General features: G+C 45.5%; 12 protein-coding genes and 1 pseudogene. 6 read left to right on the top strand and 7 right to left on the bottom strand.

Features of this window, described 5'->3' with window-relative positions; genetic code table 11:
* Position 1: 1 nt before the first annotated feature.
* Both TBC1_RS18320 and selD read left to right on the top strand, forming a co-directional pair.
* Positions 2 to 1,096: pseudogene (locus TBC1_RS18320) on the top strand (cysteine desulfurase family protein); the annotation flags it as partial.
* 75 nt (positions 1,097 to 1,171) lie between these two features.
* A complete protein-coding gene (selD, locus tag TBC1_RS18315) occupies positions 1,172 to 2,200 on the top strand; it encodes a selenide, water dikinase SelD (RefSeq protein WP_394330767.1) in 1,029 nt (342 codons plus the stop codon).
* A gap of 172 nt (positions 2,201 to 2,372) precedes the next feature.
* On the opposite strand, the gene TBC1_RS14735 is transcribed toward selD, so the two are convergent.
* Together TBC1_RS14735 and TBC1_RS14730 are read right to left on the bottom strand one after the other, a co-directional pair.
* Entirely contained in the window at positions 2,373 to 3,935 is a 1,563-nt protein-coding gene (locus TBC1_RS14735; protein ID WP_062044591.1) for an autotransporter outer membrane beta-barrel domain-containing protein, read from the bottom strand.
* A gap of 657 nt (positions 3,936 to 4,592) precedes the next feature.
* Entirely contained in the window at positions 4,593 to 5,360 is a 768-nt protein-coding gene (locus TBC1_RS14730) for a hypothetical protein (protein WP_236695681.1), read from the bottom strand.
* A 223-nt stretch (positions 5,361 to 5,583) separates the two neighbouring features.
* Between TBC1_RS14730 and pbpC the strand changes: the two genes are divergently transcribed.
* The 3 genes from pbpC to ychF all read left to right on the top strand — a co-directional run bounded on the left by pbpC (position 5,584) and on the right by ychF (position 10,201).
* A complete protein-coding gene (gene pbpC / locus TBC1_RS14725; RefSeq protein WP_082189652.1) occupies positions 5,584 to 7,917 on the top strand; it encodes a penicillin-binding protein 1C in 2,334 nt (777 codons plus the stop codon).
* Positions 7,918 to 8,054: 137 nt separating this feature from the next.
* Positions 8,055 to 8,972: a hypothetical protein gene (locus tag TBC1_RS14720; RefSeq protein WP_062044589.1), complete on the top strand. Its 918-nt coding sequence runs from the start codon at positions 8,055 to 8,057 to the stop codon at positions 8,970 to 8,972.
* Positions 8,973 to 9,103: 131 nt separating this feature from the next.
* Complete coding sequence (gene ychF / locus TBC1_RS14715) at positions 9,104 to 10,201, top strand: redox-regulated ATPase YchF (protein WP_062044587.1); 1,098 nt, start codon at positions 9,104 to 9,106, stop codon at positions 10,199 to 10,201.
* A gap of 6 nt (positions 10,202 to 10,207) precedes the next feature.
* Here ychF and TBC1_RS14710 read toward each other — a convergent pair whose 3' ends face one another.
* From TBC1_RS14710 to dapF, 5 genes are read right to left on the bottom strand one after another with little or no spacing between them, the layout of a single operon-like run.
* Entirely contained in the window at positions 10,208 to 11,152 is a 945-nt protein-coding gene (locus TBC1_RS14710) for a DUF2279 domain-containing protein (protein WP_082189651.1), read from the bottom strand.
* A complete protein-coding gene (locus tag TBC1_RS14705) occupies positions 11,142 to 12,506 on the bottom strand; it encodes a phosphomannomutase/phosphoglucomutase (protein WP_062044585.1) in 1,365 nt (454 codons plus the stop codon). The genes TBC1_RS14710 and TBC1_RS14705 overlap by 11 nt, the downstream gene beginning before the upstream one ends.
* Before the next feature lie 52 nt (positions 12,507 to 12,558).
* The gene (gene mltG / locus TBC1_RS14700) at positions 12,559 to 13,644 is read right to left on the bottom strand and encodes an endolytic transglycosylase MltG (RefSeq protein WP_082189650.1); all 1,086 of its coding nucleotides are present in this window, start codon (positions 13,642 to 13,644) and stop codon (positions 12,559 to 12,561) included.
* 15 nt (positions 13,645 to 13,659) lie between these two features.
* Positions 13,660 to 14,178: a GNAT family N-acetyltransferase gene (locus TBC1_RS14695; protein ID WP_062044581.1), complete on the bottom strand. Its 519-nt coding sequence runs from the start codon at positions 14,176 to 14,178 to the stop codon at positions 13,660 to 13,662.
* 49 nt (positions 14,179 to 14,227) lie between these two features.
* The gene (gene dapF, locus TBC1_RS14690) at positions 14,228 to 15,019 is read right to left on the bottom strand and encodes a diaminopimelate epimerase (RefSeq protein ID WP_062044579.1); all 792 of its coding nucleotides are present in this window, start codon (positions 15,017 to 15,019) and stop codon (positions 14,228 to 14,230) included.
* Between the two features lie 417 nt (positions 15,020 to 15,436).
* Here dapF and TBC1_RS14685 point away from each other — a divergent pair, with 417 nt between their 5' ends.
* Complete coding sequence (locus TBC1_RS14685; RefSeq protein WP_062044577.1) at positions 15,437 to 16,897, top strand: Do family serine endopeptidase; 1,461 nt, start codon at positions 15,437 to 15,439, stop codon at positions 16,895 to 16,897.
* Positions 16,898 to 16,923 lie beyond the last annotated feature (26 nt).

Here is a 16,923-nt window from a genome sequence, read left to right as displayed (position 1 = left end):
TATGGATCAGATTTATCTCGATTATAATGCCACAACACCCGTCGATCCTGAGGTGGCAGCAGAAATGCGTCCCTATCTTGAAGAATATTTCGGCAATCCTTCAAGTATGCATTCATTTGGGGTTAAGTCGCGCGAGGCTGTCGAAAAAGCCAGGGCCAGGGTAGCGATGCTGCTTAATTGTCTTCCGCAGGAGATTATATTTACCAGCGGCGGGACGGAATCCAATAATATGGCGCTGAAAGGTGCCGCTTTTGCCCTGCGGTCAAAGGGAAATCACATCATCATTTCAGCCGTGGAGCATCCTGCAGTAACGGAAGTGGTCAATTATCTGGCGACACAGGGATTCGAAATTTCTGTAGCGCCTGTGGATGAATCCGGGATGGTTGATCCGGAAGATATCAGAAATCTGTTAAGGCCGGATACGGTAGTGGTATCGGTGATGCATGCCAATAATGAAGTGGGAACTGTTCAGCCGGTAAAGGCAATTGCAGCCATAGTGCATCAGCATGGAGCTTTAATGCACACTGATGCAGCGCAATCGGCCGGTAAGATTCCGGTCGATGTGCAGGATCTTGGTGTTGACCTGCTTTCATTGGCCGGTCATAAACTCTATGCTCCCAAAGGCATCGGGGCGCTCTATATCCGCAAGGGTGTGAAGATTGAGAAGCTGATTCATGGTGCCGACCATGAGCAGAATCTCAGGGCAGGAACTGAAAATGTACTTGAGATTGCCGGTCTGGGCAAAGCGTGCGAGTTGGCATTTAAAAGGCTGGAAGCATACCGGGCGCACACTGCCGCCCTGAAAAGGAAATTCATTGAGGGGCTCTCTGCCGGGCTAATTGATTTTCGTCTGAACGGCCATCCGGAACTCGCTTTACCAAATACTGTGAGTGTTGGTTTCAGTAATTTAAATGCACAAACCATACTTTCAGCCATGCCTCGGTTGGCTGCATCGGCGGGGGCAGCATGCCACACAGGTGATACCGGAGATTCCTCAGTGCTCGGAGCCATGAAGGTCAGCCCTGAATACGCGCGGGGAACCATCCGTTTTTCAATGGGTTATACAACCACTCAGGAAGAAGTGGATGAAGCTTTGAGAATCATAATTCAAACCGTCCGGTCTTTGACGCCGGATGTGTCGCTGTCCTTATCGAAGCCAGAGCATTCAGATGTGGTTAAATTAACCCGATTTACGCATGGTTTGGGCTGCGCATGTAAGATCAGGCCGGCTGACCTGGAAAAAGTACTGGCCGGATTACCTCCCGTGACAGATCCAAATGTGCTGGTGGGCGCTGATAATAGAGATGATGCGGCCGTTTACAGAATTAATGATGCACTGGCTGTGGTGCAGACCGTTGATTTTTTTACCCCTGTGGTTGACGACCCTTATACTTTTGGTGCAATCGCTGCTGCAAATGCTCTCAGCGATATTTATGCCATGGGCGGACAGGCCTCTTTTGCCTTGAATATTGCGGCTTTTCCCGTTAACCGCCTGCCATTGGGCGTATTGAATGATATTGTCAAAGGTGCTTCCGATAAAGCAGCCGAAGCAGGGATTTCGATTCTGGGCGGTCATTCCATTGAAGATAATGAACCTAAATTTGGAATGGTTGTCACAGGTTTTGTAAACCCCAGCCATGTAATATCCAATGCAGGGGCCATGCCCGGAGATGCTCTGGTGCTCACGAAACCAATCGGGACAGGGATTATTTCAACTGCCGCCAAAATGGGACTCGCAAAGGAAGAAACAATGCGGGAAGCAGAGGAAATAATGATGAAGCTGAACAAAATTTCCTCTGAACTTATGCTCAGAAGGAAAGTTCATGCCTGCACCGATATTACCGGTTTCGGACTTGTCGGACATTTGCATGAAATGGCTGTTGCTTCAGGTGTGGATGCCGTGATAGAGTTTAACCGCATTCCGTTTATCAGTGAAGTTCAGGCACTTGCATTGGCCGGAGCGATTCCTGGCGGGACAAAAGCAAACTACAATTTCGCCCTGGGGTGGACTGATTTTAGTCAATTATCCATGATTGAGAGATACCTTGTATGTGATGCACAGTCATCAGGCGGATTGCTGGTATGTTTACCCGAAGAAGAAGCTGAGACCTATATCAAATCACTTCTGGACAACGGAATAGCGGGGGCATTCATCGGAACTATCCCTGGTAAAGGTACAGGTAATATTAAAATATCCTGAAATGCAGAATATCGGGCAGACAACATTGAACTGATCAGAAAATCTATTGACGACTTATCAATATAATCTACGACTGTGCTTAGCAGCGCTTTCTGAGAATCATCAGACTACATGAAAGCACAGCTATTTTCTAATGAGGATTCCGGCATTCCCCCGGGGATCAGTCCATAATCTACCTGATCATTAATGGTCTTTTGGCCGGATTCTGGGGCGTATTCATGCCGATCCCGTTAACGTTATTGTTATAATCCAGGATCAGGTCCACAAAATCTACAAAGCCATCCCCGGTAAGATCGGCAGGCTGATATCCGTAAGCACTGTTCACATTCAGATTATAGATGTTCACCAGGTCGAAAAAGTCGACATAGCCGTCCTGAATACCGACTGAGGATGTAATATCGCCCGAATAGATACCCCAGACTGAACCGTTGCCCAGCAGGTCTTTCTGATTGGAGCCGAATGCCTGCCCTGCAGAGGTCGTGAAGTTATAGTTTATGGTTGAGCCGGCAAAGGAAACGGGAGAACTACTCCACGTCTGGACACTTGAGCGATGAAAAACTGCAATATAATAATTGCCTGAAAATGTGCCCGGGATGTTAGCGCTGACATTTCCACTGGTATTAAGATTCAGGGCATGAGCCCAGAACAGGTAGTTGTAAGGGGCAGAGGCATCAGCCAGAAAAATGCTTAGTGTATCTACCGTAATCCCCGGGAATTTGTTGAATTGGTTCAGATCATCGTCTACATCCTGTGCCTGATTCATAGTTGTGCCGTTAAAGAAACCTTCAATGAAAAGAGTCAGGTTAAGAATTTTGTCAGTAATAGGAAGTTTACCTGTAAAGGTTCCCATTGCGGTAAGTCCATTGGCCGTCAACTGATGTAAGGTAGTATTGGCAACCTGATAATTGGTTTGTGGTTCCGGGAGCACCCTCACGCACCAGATACTGGTTTCAGTTCCGTTTACATCAGCCACAAGATACTGAAAAGTTGCATTGCAGGTAAATGAACTGATTCCGCTCTGAGAGATATTCCAGTATCTGTTGAGGTAGCTGCCTGAAGAACCGGGATAAGCTGCATTAACAAGATTGACACCGGCGTAGTTTCCACCGGCAAAAGATCCTGCACTGAAGTTGAGGGTGACAGGCGAGTATTCAGCTGTACCGGTATTGTCGCCCAAAGGAAAGACAAAAGAGCCCGCGGCCGCAAAAGACTTCCTCATTTGTCCCGATCCGGTGGCAACGATCATTGCCGAAGATGAAGGAGCACCACCAATCGTTGCTGAAGTTCCCAGGGTAAGATTATAGGCCCCGAGATTCACTCTCCCGCTTGTCAGTGTCAGCACTCCATTGACCTGGGTTTGCCCGTTATTGTTTACTCCGCTGGCATTGTTGATGGTCAGGTTCTGGATGGTGTTGTTACCACTGATTGCCTGGGTTGCTGTTCCGGAAAATATAACGGTGCCTGTTCCAAGTGAATTCTGGCTTGCATTCAGGTTATTCAGGTTGCTTTTCAGGTTAACAGTGCCCGAATTATTAAGGGTCGCACCACTGTTGATAACCAGATTACCTGTGGAAACCAGGGTTGTACCGGCAGAAACCCTTAACGTGGTTCCACTGGTGATGATGTTATCCGCATTTGCCTGATCGGGTATAATTGTCATCGCTGCTGATAACAGGCAAACTGTTATAAAACGCGAAACGGATAATTGACTTTTTAACCTGAACAAAGTTTTCATGGGTTGATTTTTTGAATGATTGTGTAGCCTTGTCTCTGTTTTGCATTTACCGGATCTTTTTGAGATCAGATTAGAGAAAATACAAATGGCCGGGATTGAATAAATAGCAGGTCAGAATGGGAAGTTCCGGTCCTCTGTTTAAGTTGTGTCTGCATCAACTGAAACATAACATTATGTATATGTTCATTCAGTTTTGGAAAGTAACAGGCTTAAAACGTGTTAAAAAGTTGTTATTGTCAGCCTGTCAGCAAGTCTGAATCAAAACTCAGAGGATTGTTCCGGTGCTTACCAATGAAAAAAAACGGCTCCGGGATGATTTCCCTGCCATAAATGCTATAAGACCTGAATTGGAAGAACAGGAGAATCCCCATTCAACATTGGAAACGGCAGCCAAATTACCAGGAAGCAACTAGCGTAAAACAGGATGTTAAGATATGACTTTTTTTGGAAAAATGCAAGTAAAATATTGGATCGATAGTCAGAAAGTAAAATTCCCGAAAACATCAAATCACTGCCCCGGCTGATCATCCGCCAACGCCATATTTTCAAACAGGGTATCTCGCAAACCACCCTGACCATTACCAGGGCTGAAAGTCCCGTTTTGTAAAACATTTCCCCTGCAACAGAAATCATCCTGCCGGATTTATAGCTTCAGCATCAGGGCGCATCTGACAGTGTGATCTGACTGTAAACCGCTGGAGGTGAAATGTCAAATGGCCCGGAAGAAGAGAAAGGTGCCGGGGCATTCATGAACAGTTTGATAGGTAGGTTTTTAGTTTCGTCAACGTTCAGAATCTTAACCGTAACTTTAGGAAGAGATGATGATGAGCCGTCTGTCCGTTTTACGACATCAAGTACCTTAAAAGAAACCATCCCAGGATTTTCTCCCATCAGATTGCCTTCCAGAGGACTGTAGTTTATGCTGATATCACTGTCATATACAACAGCAGAAATTGTCTGACCTTTCAACATGGCCAGACCGCTTGCACGTAAGGGGGTAACGTCAGGTATTTTGTCAAGCAATACTTCCCTGTCGTCATCCGGATTGCCGGCTCCAAGACCGGGCCCGGGGTGCAGGAAATTTTCAAGTCCATTGTTTGCCGGGCCGGTACTTTTCCATGATGCGGGGATTGACCTGATGGCAAACCAGCCTTCATCGCCCACTTCACCTGTATATAAATCAATGATTTTTCCGGTGTTATTTAAGAAATATTGAAGCTGCCTGCGCTGTCCGATGTCTGATATGTGATCATTTACATCTGTCTCAGAAAAATTATTCGGAGGATTTCCATTGTCGATGCTTTCTTCATCAATGACAAGAAATACAGTATAATCCGGGTTCACTGGGTTGTCATTCTTATCTCCGCCATCTTTTATACTTTCTTTACTGCATGCTGCCAGCATTAAAGAAAACACAAGAATCATGGTAATTGAGAGCCGTTTATTTAGTTTGAATAGATGCATGTTTTTAAGTATTTGTTTTATGGTAAACATGCTATTTGAGGAAATTGTTTGAGCAATAATAATTTTGTCAGCGGTAATAATCATACGGATCGATGATAAAATTGTCAGCATTGAGGTTCAACCATTTTTGTTTCTTTATTTTTACGTTGAAATATACTCGTTGCAGCCTTTTTTCTGAAAGGAGATGAAAAACAGGATTTTAAGGGTTATAAGTCATAAGTGGTCGCGGTTGATTTTACTGTGGCCGGCTCTTGTATTCCTGTCATCTTTTTTAGTTTTTCTTTTGTTTGATCGTGTTTTTCCTTTTCCTGTTCCGGAAGTTTCATGGTCAAAAGTGGTTTATGCTTCCGACAGTAGCCTGTTGCATGCTTTTTTAAGCAAAGATGATAAATGGCGGATGCCGGTTCGTTTGGATGAAATAACGCCAGGGCTGGAAAAGGCCTTTATTTTCAAAGAAGACCGCTGGTTTTATTACCATCCGGGGGTGAATCCCTTCTCGGTGTGCAGGGCTGTATTCAACAACATCGCTAAGGGCAGGAGAACTTCCGGCGCATCGACCATAACCATGCAGGTGGTCCGTTTGCTCGATCCTGCTCCGCGGACTTACAAGGCGAAAATCAGGGAAATGTTCAGGTCGCTCCAGCTTGAGTGGCATCTTGATAAAAAGGAGATTCTTCAATTGTATATCAATCTTCTGCCTTATGGAGGAAATATTGAAGGGGTTAAGGCAGCGTCGCTTCATTATTTTGACGAAGAGCCAAGGGAGCTCAGTCTGGCGCAGATTGCCATGCTTACGGTAATTCCCAATAACCCGAACGCATTGAGACCCGATGAAAATGCTGAATTGCTCAGGCTGAAGCGTGATTTCTGGCTGAATAAAATGGGAAGGAAAGCGCTTTTTTCACCTGCTGTTATCGCTGATGCACTCAACGAACCCATAAGCTTTCAGCGGTATCCGATCGTGCGTAAGGCTCCGCATCTTTCTTACAGAATGAAAAATATCAATGCTGAATCTGAAATTTTTACAACTATAAACCCATCCATTCAACATCGCGTGGAGGCACTGTCAACTGCCTATGTGCGAAGGTTACGTTCATTTCAGATCGGTAACCTTGCAGTTATTGTGGTAAACAACCGGACGATGGAGGTAGAAGCATATCTCGGATCAGCCGGCTTTGATGAGGATGCTTGGCAAGGGCAGGTCGATGGCGTTCAGGCGCTTCGCTCTCCCGGGTCGGCACTGAAACCGGCGCTCTATGCAATGGCTTTTGACCAGGGACTGATCACTCCCAAAATGGTGGTAACCGATGTGCCTCAGAATTTTGCGGGCTACCGGCCTGAAAATTATGATGAAACCTGGAGGGGAAAAATTACTGTAGAGCAAGCCCTGGCCCAATCGCTGAACCTGCCCGCTGTGGATTTGCTGGAGAAAGTCGGTACGGAACATTTTGCATCCGGACTTGCAAGCGTTGGTTTCAGATGGATTGGTTCAAACAGAAGTAAACTCGGGCTTTCGATGGTGCTAGGCGGATGCGGGACTACCCTGGAAGAGCTTACCGCCCTTTATGCTGCATTTGCAAACAAGGGCGTCTGGCATTCCCTGAAGTTTGTAAAGTCTTCTCCTGAAGCTCGTAATGATACCATTTGTTCTCCGGGAGCCGCCTATTTGATTACGGAAATCCTGACCCGGCTGCGTCGTCCTGATCTGCCAAATCAATATAAAGATGCGGCTGATTTGCCGGAAATCGCCTGGAAGACAGGAACATCCTATGGAAGAAGGGATGGCTGGGCTATCGGCTATAATCAAAATTTCACCATTGGCGTATGGACAGGCAATTTCCCGGGGAATGGCGTACCGGAACTCAACGGGGCTGATTTTGCCGTTCCGTTGCTGTTCAGTATATTTAATGCGATCCAGCCAGCTCAAAAGCCCGGATGGTTTGTCCCTCCGCCAGACCTCGATTACCGGCTGGTTTGCTCTGAAAGCGGATTGCCTCCTGACACTTTCTGTCATCATCAGGTAATGGACTATTTTATTCCGGGGGTTTCTCCTGCGATGCGCTGCAATCACCTTCAGAAACATTATGTAAATGAATCGGGAACAATCAGTTATTGCAGGTCATGCCTTCCTGAAAAAGGATACAGGGAAGCTTGGCATCCATACTATCCTCCGGGTCTGATTGCATGGTATAATGAGATGCAGATTCCATATCAGACTCTGCCACCTCACAATCCCCATTGCCCGTCTGTTAAATTTTCGGGTGCCCCTCTCATTACTTCTCTTACCGACGGGGCGGAATACCTGATCATCAAAGGACGCAAACAGCAGTTGCAACTTGCCTGCAATGCCGAAAACGGGGTAGCCAGGATATACTGGTACCTGAATGACAAACTCCTCAGGGCGGCATTACCCGGAGAAAAAGTTTTTTTTACACCTGAAGAAGGCCGGTATAAAATCAGCTGTTCAGATAATCTCGGCCGCAACAGTGACATTTGGATAAAAGTGACATATATATAAGCTGCTAATGGATTGGACGTAATAGCGGGGCTGGTTTCTGAGATCGTTACCGGATATATTTTTGAATTGAAGATTGAAACGTTCAATCTTAATTTTCCTTAAACTATTTAAAATCAATAGTCTGTAAATCTTGTCCCATGAAAGCAACAGTTAATCTAAGTCAGGGATTTTTAATTCTGCTGTCATCATTTTTATTTATAAGTACTTCGTGTACTAAAGATGCGGATGATGACACTGATGAGAATCAGAATAATCAAAGACTACCGCGGATTTGCAGGTTGAAGTCATTGGAAACGGAGAATGGCCTTATACAGGATTCTTCAAATGCTGTGTTTATTTACAACAAAAGCAATTTTCTGGTCACCATATGCGGGTCAGAGGAGGGGGACTCCATTACAATACAATATGATGCAGATGGCAGGGTAAATCACACAACTTACTTTGATTCCCAGGGAATCACTTATGAGTTGAATTATAAACGGATTGCTGACAAAGTAATTGTTACTTCATCAAACGTAACAGACAGGCAACTGGTCTATACAGTTGATGCTGATGGCAATGTTTCCCGTTTGGAAATCAAGCAGCTGATCAATCAACAGTGGATTGTGCTTTCTTATGTTGATTTTGTCTGGCAGCAGGGGAATCTTTCCGTTTTAACTTATTATAATAAAGTTGCCGGCAAGCATGGCTGTCCGGAAAAGAGTTCCGGTATATGGTCTGTTTTTGCAAACTCAATTTTATATTGCTTCGGAGAAAACGAAATTGACGATTTTAACCGGGAAGGTTTTTATAAAAGTATGGAAAGAATTTTCACTTATGATAACAAGAAGAACCCTTTCAAAGATTTTCAGATTTTCCGATATTCGGAAGCAGGGTTTTATGCCGGTGAAAATAATGTGGTGACCCTGATCGAACGATACTATGATTCATCAGGAGACCTGATAGATTCCTATGGCGATGAAAGTTTCTTTACTTACAATTCGGATGATTTTCCGGTTGAAATGAATCAGGCTGATACCGGCTGGTCGTATAAGGAGTCTTATTTTTACGAATGATCTCCGGGCGGGAAAGTTTTATCTTATGTAAACTAAAGGTCTGAGCGAAAAAATCTGAACACTGTATTCCGCTTCGAAGTGCGCCTACATTTGCCTATCTTTGCACCCCAAATCAAACAGATTTCAGGCTTATGGCTTTAAAATGCGGTATTGTCGGATTGACCAACATCGGTAAAACCACGCTGTTTAACTGTATATCGAATACCAAAGGGCAGACTTCTAATTTTGCTTACAGTACCAATAAATCGAATCTGGGACAGATTATTGTTCCGGATGACCGCTTGTATGAAATTGATAAACTGATCAAATCGGCAAGGGTAGTGCCGGTAACTGTTGAAATTGTTGATATTCCGGGTTTGGCTAAGGGCGCCAGTCAGGGCGAAGGCGTCGGGAATAAATTTCTGGCAGATATTCAGCAAACAGATGCGATTATTCATGTGTTGCGTTGCTTCGACGATGAGAACCTGCCTCATGTTGAGGGTTCGGTTAATCCGGTCCGCGACCGGGAGATTGTTGACCTTGAGCTGCAAATCAGGGACCTCGACCTGGTTGAACGGAAAATCCAGCGCCTTGAAAAAATTGCGAAATCGGGGGACAAAGATGCAAAGCATGGTATAGATGTGCTCACCAGGGTAAAAGAACATCTCGAAGGCTTTCAGTCAGTGCGGTCTCTCGAAATAGAAGAAAACGACCGCCGGTTTATTGATGATATGTACCTGCTGACGGATAAGCCGGTTATCTATGTTTGTAATGTGGATGATACATCGGCTGTGAACGGGAACAAATATGTGGATCAGATAAAGGAAGCGGTAAAAAATGAGGATACCCAGGTTCTGGTGATTGCCGGTGCGCTGGAAGCTGAGATTGCCGAGCTGGAAAGTGCTGAAGACCGCGGGATTTTCCTTGAGGATGCAGGTCTGTCGGAACCCGGAGTAAATAAGCTGGTTCGCTCCGCCTATGATATATTAAATCTGATGTCATTTTTCACCGCCGGACCCAAAGAAGTTCGTGCATGGACCATTAAAAAGGGAATGACTGCACCGCAGGCTGCCGGGGTAATCCACAGCGACCTGGAGCGGGGTTTTATTCGTGCCGAAGTGATGAAATACAAGGATTTCATCGAGCTGAAATCGGAACATGCCTGCCGTGAAGCCGGTAAACTTTATGTCGAAGGGAAGAACTATATTGTTGAAGACGGCGATATTATGCATATCCGTTTCAATGTATAGTTCTGCTTAGAAATACAGGGGATGAAATTTTACGCCTTTGCTGCTGAATTCAAGCGCCGGCAGGGGAATTTTCAGAAACCCGAAGGTTTTAAGGGTTTTATTCAGCAATGGAGATTTCGTCCTTATCCTCGTGAGATCGATATCTGGTGAGATGTAGAATTGCCTGTATCTGTCAAATCCAGGAACCGGCTCGTCGTTGTGGAAGGCGGGATTGGAGTTCGCCCCGATCATCCCCTCAGCACCATAGCCAAATGCAATATTCAGCCATCCGGGGAAACGGCGTTCGTTTTTCAGGAATGAACGGATATTGGCTGACAGCCAGATGGTTTGTCCATTGTAGTCTTTAAGGGCCCTCTCGGTAAAAGACCTGCCAAGCAGGTCGGGTCTGTATTTCGCATATCCGGTCATATGAAACGACCATTTCATAAGTATGCGCTGTTCCTCCCAGATTAATTGCTGACTGATGAATGCTGCCGATCCAAGGCTGTTTGCGATCAGATCACCGGAAGAAGCCCCCCAGCCGGCAGAGAAACCATCCAGGATTTCAATAACGGTAAGGTAGGCGAATCCCATACTGCCACCATACCATGCGGCTTTCTTATTGTTGAAACCTGCCCAACGGAGCGCTTCATTTCCGAGTAGCCCTATGTAATACGACGAGGTAGCATGGCCTGCTTTATCCATCTGGAGCCATTCATGATTATCGTTGATGAAGTGAAAGGAGGATTGCGGATAATTTTTAAACCACAAATGGTATAGCCCGGTCATACTGCCGGCATATGCCAGACCACCGCCGATCAACAGTCCGTTTATCCGGGCCTTGTTGATTGTATTGCTTTCTGTTGTGTCCGGATTACTATGCTGCTGTGCCGGTTTTTGGGCAATGATGATAAAAGGCAGTAGCAGAAGCAGAAACAGGAGGGCATATGCTCCCCGGAGCCTAATGTACATGGAGGTTCTCAGTGATAAATGGTTGAAGGATCTCAAGGGCTTTGGCCTTCTTGATATTCAGCAGTTCCTGTGATCCGGCTTCGGCCAGGAAGCGAAGGTATGGTTCTGTATTTGAAGGCCGAACATTGAACCACCAATCCCTGAACTCAATCCTGTATCCATCGAAATCGTAAAAAGCAACTGGCTCTTCTATGTCACAAAAAGCTTTCCTGAGCGCTTCCATCGCTTCGTTTTTCTTCTCAACGTGGAAATTGATCTCACCGGTACCTGCGTATCTGCTGATTGCATCGATCATTCCGGACAGACTTAATCCGAGGGCTTTATGCTTTTTCAGCTCCGACAAAATAAGCAGTGCAGCCAGGTAAGCTGAGTCAGAATAGTAAAAATCCCTGAAGTAGTAATGCCCGGCGAGTTCACCGCCGAATAAGCCGTCAATTTCCCTTAATTTTAAAGCAGCGTAGGCTCTTCCAACCCGCCACATATGCATTTCAAAACCTTTGGCTTCCACCGCTTCCGTTACTGATTTCGATGTCCTGATATCCTGAATAGCTTTGCCTGTCAATCCCTTGCCGGAAAAGTAACCGGCCAGAACCGCAATCATCATGTCAGGCTGAATAAAACGGCCTTTTTCATCCACAAACATTACCCTGTCGGCATCTCCGTCGAAGATCATCCCTATATCGAAGTTGTTTTCTATAACCAGATGCTTCAGGTCTTTAACGTTTTCTTCCTCAAGAGGATTTGGCTGGTGATTTGGGAAAGTGCCATCGCGTTCTTCAAAAATATAAAGAGGTTCATCTCCAAATAACTGTCTGGCCAGCAGAGATCCCATCCCATTGGAGCAATCAATGGCTATCCGCAGACTCCGGTAATCTTCCTGGTATGTTTTCAGGAAATCGAGGTAGTCAGAAATAAAATTTAAACTGCTGTAAGTTCCAGGAATGGCGGCCGGCTTGATGTCTGTAGTTTCAGCCAGTTCGAGCAGTTCTGAAAGCCCGCTGTCAAATCCGACGGGAAGCGCCTTGGCCCTGGAAATTTTCAAGCCATTGTAATTTGCCGGGTTATGTGATGCGGTAATCATTACCGAAGCCTGGTAGTTGAACTTAGCGGTTGCCCAGTAAATCATAGGTGTGGTGCATTCTCCCCCCACATGCACATCAGCTCCTGCATCGGTAATGCCTTTGCACAGGTATTCAAGAATTTCAGGGGATGATGTTCTTACATCGTGCCCGACCAGCACAGTTTCGGCTTTCAGCAGAGCGGGCAGCAAAAAGCCGATTTTGTATACATCCCCGCCATTAAAATCGCTGTTGTATATCCCTCTGATATCGTATGCTTTGAATGCTCTTCTCATAGATTAAAAAAAAATGGACAGACTGCTGATTTAAGACTAATTGGAACGCCTGTCAACGGTAAATGTTTCTTCTGTTTAACGCCTGCTGGTATTTCCAGGCATTCAGGTTGTGTTGCTCCAGTGTGCGGGCAAAGTTATGATATCCTGAGAAGTCCTCTCTGGCACAAAAAAACATGTAGTTATGATCTTCGTAATTTAGTACGGCATCGATGGAGGCTATGGAAGGCAGGCAGATTGGTCCGGGGGGGAGCCCCTTGTTTTTGTAAGTATTGTAAGGAGAATCAATTTGTTTATGACTGCTGAGTACCCTGCGAATTTCAAAATCTCCATGAGCAAATACCAGGGTGGGGTCCGCTTCGAGCAGCCAACCGTTTTTAAGCCTGTTTATATAAACGCCGGCCACCCTGGCTTTTTCATCATTCTTATTCGTTTCTTTTTCAACAATTGAAGCAAGGGTAATCACTTCGTGCCGGTTCATGTTGATCTGACTCAGCTTTAGGCTTCGCGAACCTTCCCAGAACTTTTCAGATTCGCGTTTCATCCGGTTAATAAAAGATCTTGCGTTGGTATTCCAGTATAATTCATAAGTATTTGGAATGATTATGGTGAAAAGGCTGGTTATGGTAACCCCGAGTGAATCAAGATAGGCACTGTCGTTGAACAGCTTAATAATCGAAACTGAATCAGCCTCAATTTGCCGGGAAATCCGGCCGGCAAGCTGGTCCGGTGTTCTTATATTATTGAAAATCACTTTAACCGGGGTCTGGTTACCTGATCGCAGTAATCTGACTAATTGAAGGTTATTCATGTCGTCAGTCAACCTGTATCGCCCTGCCTTAACCGACTGATCGTATTTTTTTAACCTTGCTACCAGTTCAAAATTTTTGCGGTTGATGATCAGTCCGTGAGAATAAAGTTCCGTTGTTACATCCCTGAAAGAGCTTCCGGTGGGGATGGTAATATATGCTTCGTTTTCAGATGCTGTGTAGACATTGTCCTTAAGCAGGATCATATAAAGGAACCAGGCGGCAATAACTGCAAACAGCACGAAAAGGACGAATATCCAGAAAAGTCGTCTTCCGGGTTTTCTGCCGGATCTCCTCATATTACTGTATCGCGGATGATAGTATTCACTCATGACAGGCCGGGATTTTTATTTCAGAAAAAGCTGATAAAAAAATTCATTTGTCCATTTTCCGTTCAGGAGAAGCCATTCTTTCTTTTCGCCGTTTTTCCTGAAACCCGCTTCATCAAATAACCTGATACTTGCAGCGTTATCTTCAGAGATGTTGCAATAGACCTGGTGCAGGTTCAATATATTTCTGCAATAATCCAGTATCAGCGCAAGGGCTTCACTGGCATATCCTTTACCCCGGAATGCTTTACCGATCATGATGCCCACGCCTGCCCTACTGTGAATTGGTTCATAGTCAAACAGGTCAATCGCACCTGCCGCGACAGATTCGCTTTCAAGCGTAACAATCATCAAACGTAGTTGCCTTGAGTTAAAAATGTCGTGCCCTGCATTCAATACATACTGTTCAATGGCAAATCTTGAATAAGGTGCGGAGGTGTTGCTTACATGCCAGATTTCCGGGTCGTTTTCCCAGTGGTATAGTATGTCAATGTCAGCAGGCTCCGGAGCCCTAAGCCTTATTTTTTTGCCGATCATTGTGCAGGTTGTTTTTTATTTATCCGGTTCATGTGCAAAGGTGATAGTTTTATCGCGGAAAACTGCCCGTAAATTCGCCGCAGAAAACCATTGCTGCAGGGCCTTTCAGCCTGACATTATCAAAAATGGTTTCATTTTTTTTCAACCTGACTTCCAGAATGCCTCCGCGGGTTTCAATAATCCAGTTGTTTACCCCGGTCTTCATTGCGGCGACAGCGGCGCATGCAGTAACCCCGGTTCCGCAGGAAAGTGTTTCATCTTCCACGCCTTTTTCATACGTGCGAACTTTAAGCCGGTTATCCCGGATGGACAGAAAATTAACGTTAATCCCGCTTGTCTGATAGGGTTCGGAATATCTGATCCGGCGTCCTTCCACAGGCACATTTACCGAGTCAGGATCCCGGGTGATAATAACCAGATGCGGTGTGCCGGTGTGAATTTCTGTAGACTCGCCGGTATGGTCAGGGATGCTGATATTGCCCATGCTGATTTCAACCATCCATTTGTAATCTGTCAAAGGCTGAAGTGTTCCACTATGACCACCATCCCCGGCTTTAAAAGTAATATCTGAACCAGACATACCTGAAATATAACCGAATGCCACCGCACAGCGTGCTCCGTTGCCGCACATGGTAGCCAGGCTGCCGTCAGCATTGAAGTAAATCATTTCAAAATCAAAACCTTCAACAGGCTTGACGATAATCAGCCCATCAGCACCTATACCCATTTGCCGGTGACATAATTGCCTGATTTCATCAGGGGTGGGTATTGTTAACAATTCCCTGCCATCCAGCATGATAAAATCATTGCCGGTGCCATGGAATTTGTAGAATTTTATCATAAGTCACGGCTTTTGACAAAATGTCATACTCATGTCGAAAGGGTCAAAATTAAACAATTTCTGTTAAAAATAAAAGTATAATGCCTATTTCAAGGGTGCTGCGTCAGAATAATCCGTTATTATGCGATTTCAGCTTGCATGCCATTGGTATCATATGCATTAATTTCCGGATTAAGTTGCTTTGCGGGTGTATCTGGCAATCAATCAGGTTTTTTAAGCATCCGGACGTCAAACTTAAACAGGGCAGGTTTTAAGCGTCGTACCTGACTTTTAGATGATTAACACTTTTTAACATCAGTATTTGTAACATTGGTATTCAAATTGCGTTTAAATCAATGCCCGCCATCAGGAAAACAGAGGATGAATTTCATGGGCATTAACTAAAATTACTAACTCAAATAAATCAGTTACCGGGTTATGAAAAGAATAGTCGGGAGTTTGTTGATAGCCATGGCCGGCGGGATTATAGCCGTTGCCGCTTACAGTCTGATCAGCAACAGGAAAAGTGAACAGGCAGCTCAGGATAATTCACAAAGGGTGCCGGCATACCTTACCAATATGCCGGTTTCAGTAGCACCTATGGTTTTGCCTGATTTTACAGCCGCCGCCAGCAATACAGTGCATGCAGTAGTGCACATTAAGACTGAATATCTGCGCAAAAGCAGCGTTTATGATTATTTCTTCGATTTCAGGGACTTTTTCGGCGAAAGATCTCCCAGGGGCGGATCTTCACCGATCATTGCCACCGGATCAGGTGTCATCATCTCGCCGGATGGTTATATTGTCACCAATAACCATGTGGTTACCGAATCAAACAAGGTGGAAGTGACCCTGAACGACAAACGCACATTCGAGGCCAGGATAATCGGGACCGATCCTTCAACAGATCTGGCCGTGATCAAAATTGATGCAAAGGATCTTCCTTATGTGATTTACGGTAATTCAGATCAGTTGCAGGTAGGAGAATGGGTGTTGGCAGTAGGAAATCCTTTTAATCTTACTTCTACGGTAACGGCGGGCATCGTAAGTGCCAAAGCCCGTAATATCAATATTCTGGGTTCTCCTGACGGTGCTGCCATTGAATCCTTTATACAGACAGATGCTGCCGTGAACAGGGGGAACAGCGGAGGCGCACTGGTAAATACCCGAGGGGAGCTGATAGGAATCAATGCAGCCATAGCTTCAGGAACCGGATATTATGCCGGGTACTCATTCGCGATTCCCGCAAACATTGTGCGAAAAGTGGTGGAAGACCTGAGGGAGTTCGGGACCGTACAACGTGGTTTCCTTGGCGTCAGTATCCGTGAACTTGACAGCAGGCTGGCTGAAGAGCAGGGCATTTCTGAGATTCGCGGTGTTTATGTTGCGGAAGTGACTGACAATGGGGCTGCACGCGATGCAGGTCTGAGATCGGGAGATATAATCATGAATATTGAAGGAGTTGCAGTAAATTCAACTTCAGAGTTGCTTGAAATTATCGGTCAGCACCGTCCGGGTGACAAGGTAAACGTTGCCGTAAAGCGCAATAATAAAGATATCGCTTTCAACGTTACTTTAAAGAACAGGGATGGAAATACCAATGCCGTCAAACGTGAAGAGGTTGATGTCAATGCGTTGCTGGGAGCTACTTTCGAACCGGTAAGCAAGGAGATCAGATCAGAACTTGGTATTGAAGGCGGCCTTCAGGTTACTTCGCTCAGGGATGGGAAACTGCGCAATGCCGGCATCAGGCAGGGCTATATTATCACTCAGGTTGACGGGAAAGCGGTGACCAGCCGGGCTGATCTGGCCCGGGCACTCGAAGGTAAACAGGGTGGTGTTTTGCTCGAGGGAATCTATCCGAACAGAACCCGGGCTTACTACGGATTTGGGATGTAGTAACCTGCAGATAAGAAGTTCGTTGG

It is taken from the genome of Lentimicrobium saccharophilum, assembly GCF_001192835.1.
Classification (GTDB): domain Bacteria; phylum Bacteroidota; class Bacteroidia; order Bacteroidales; family Lentimicrobiaceae; genus Lentimicrobium; species Lentimicrobium saccharophilum.
The sequence above is the reverse complement of the archived record's forward strand: the minus strand, read 5'-3'. Positions and strand labels throughout refer to the sequence as shown.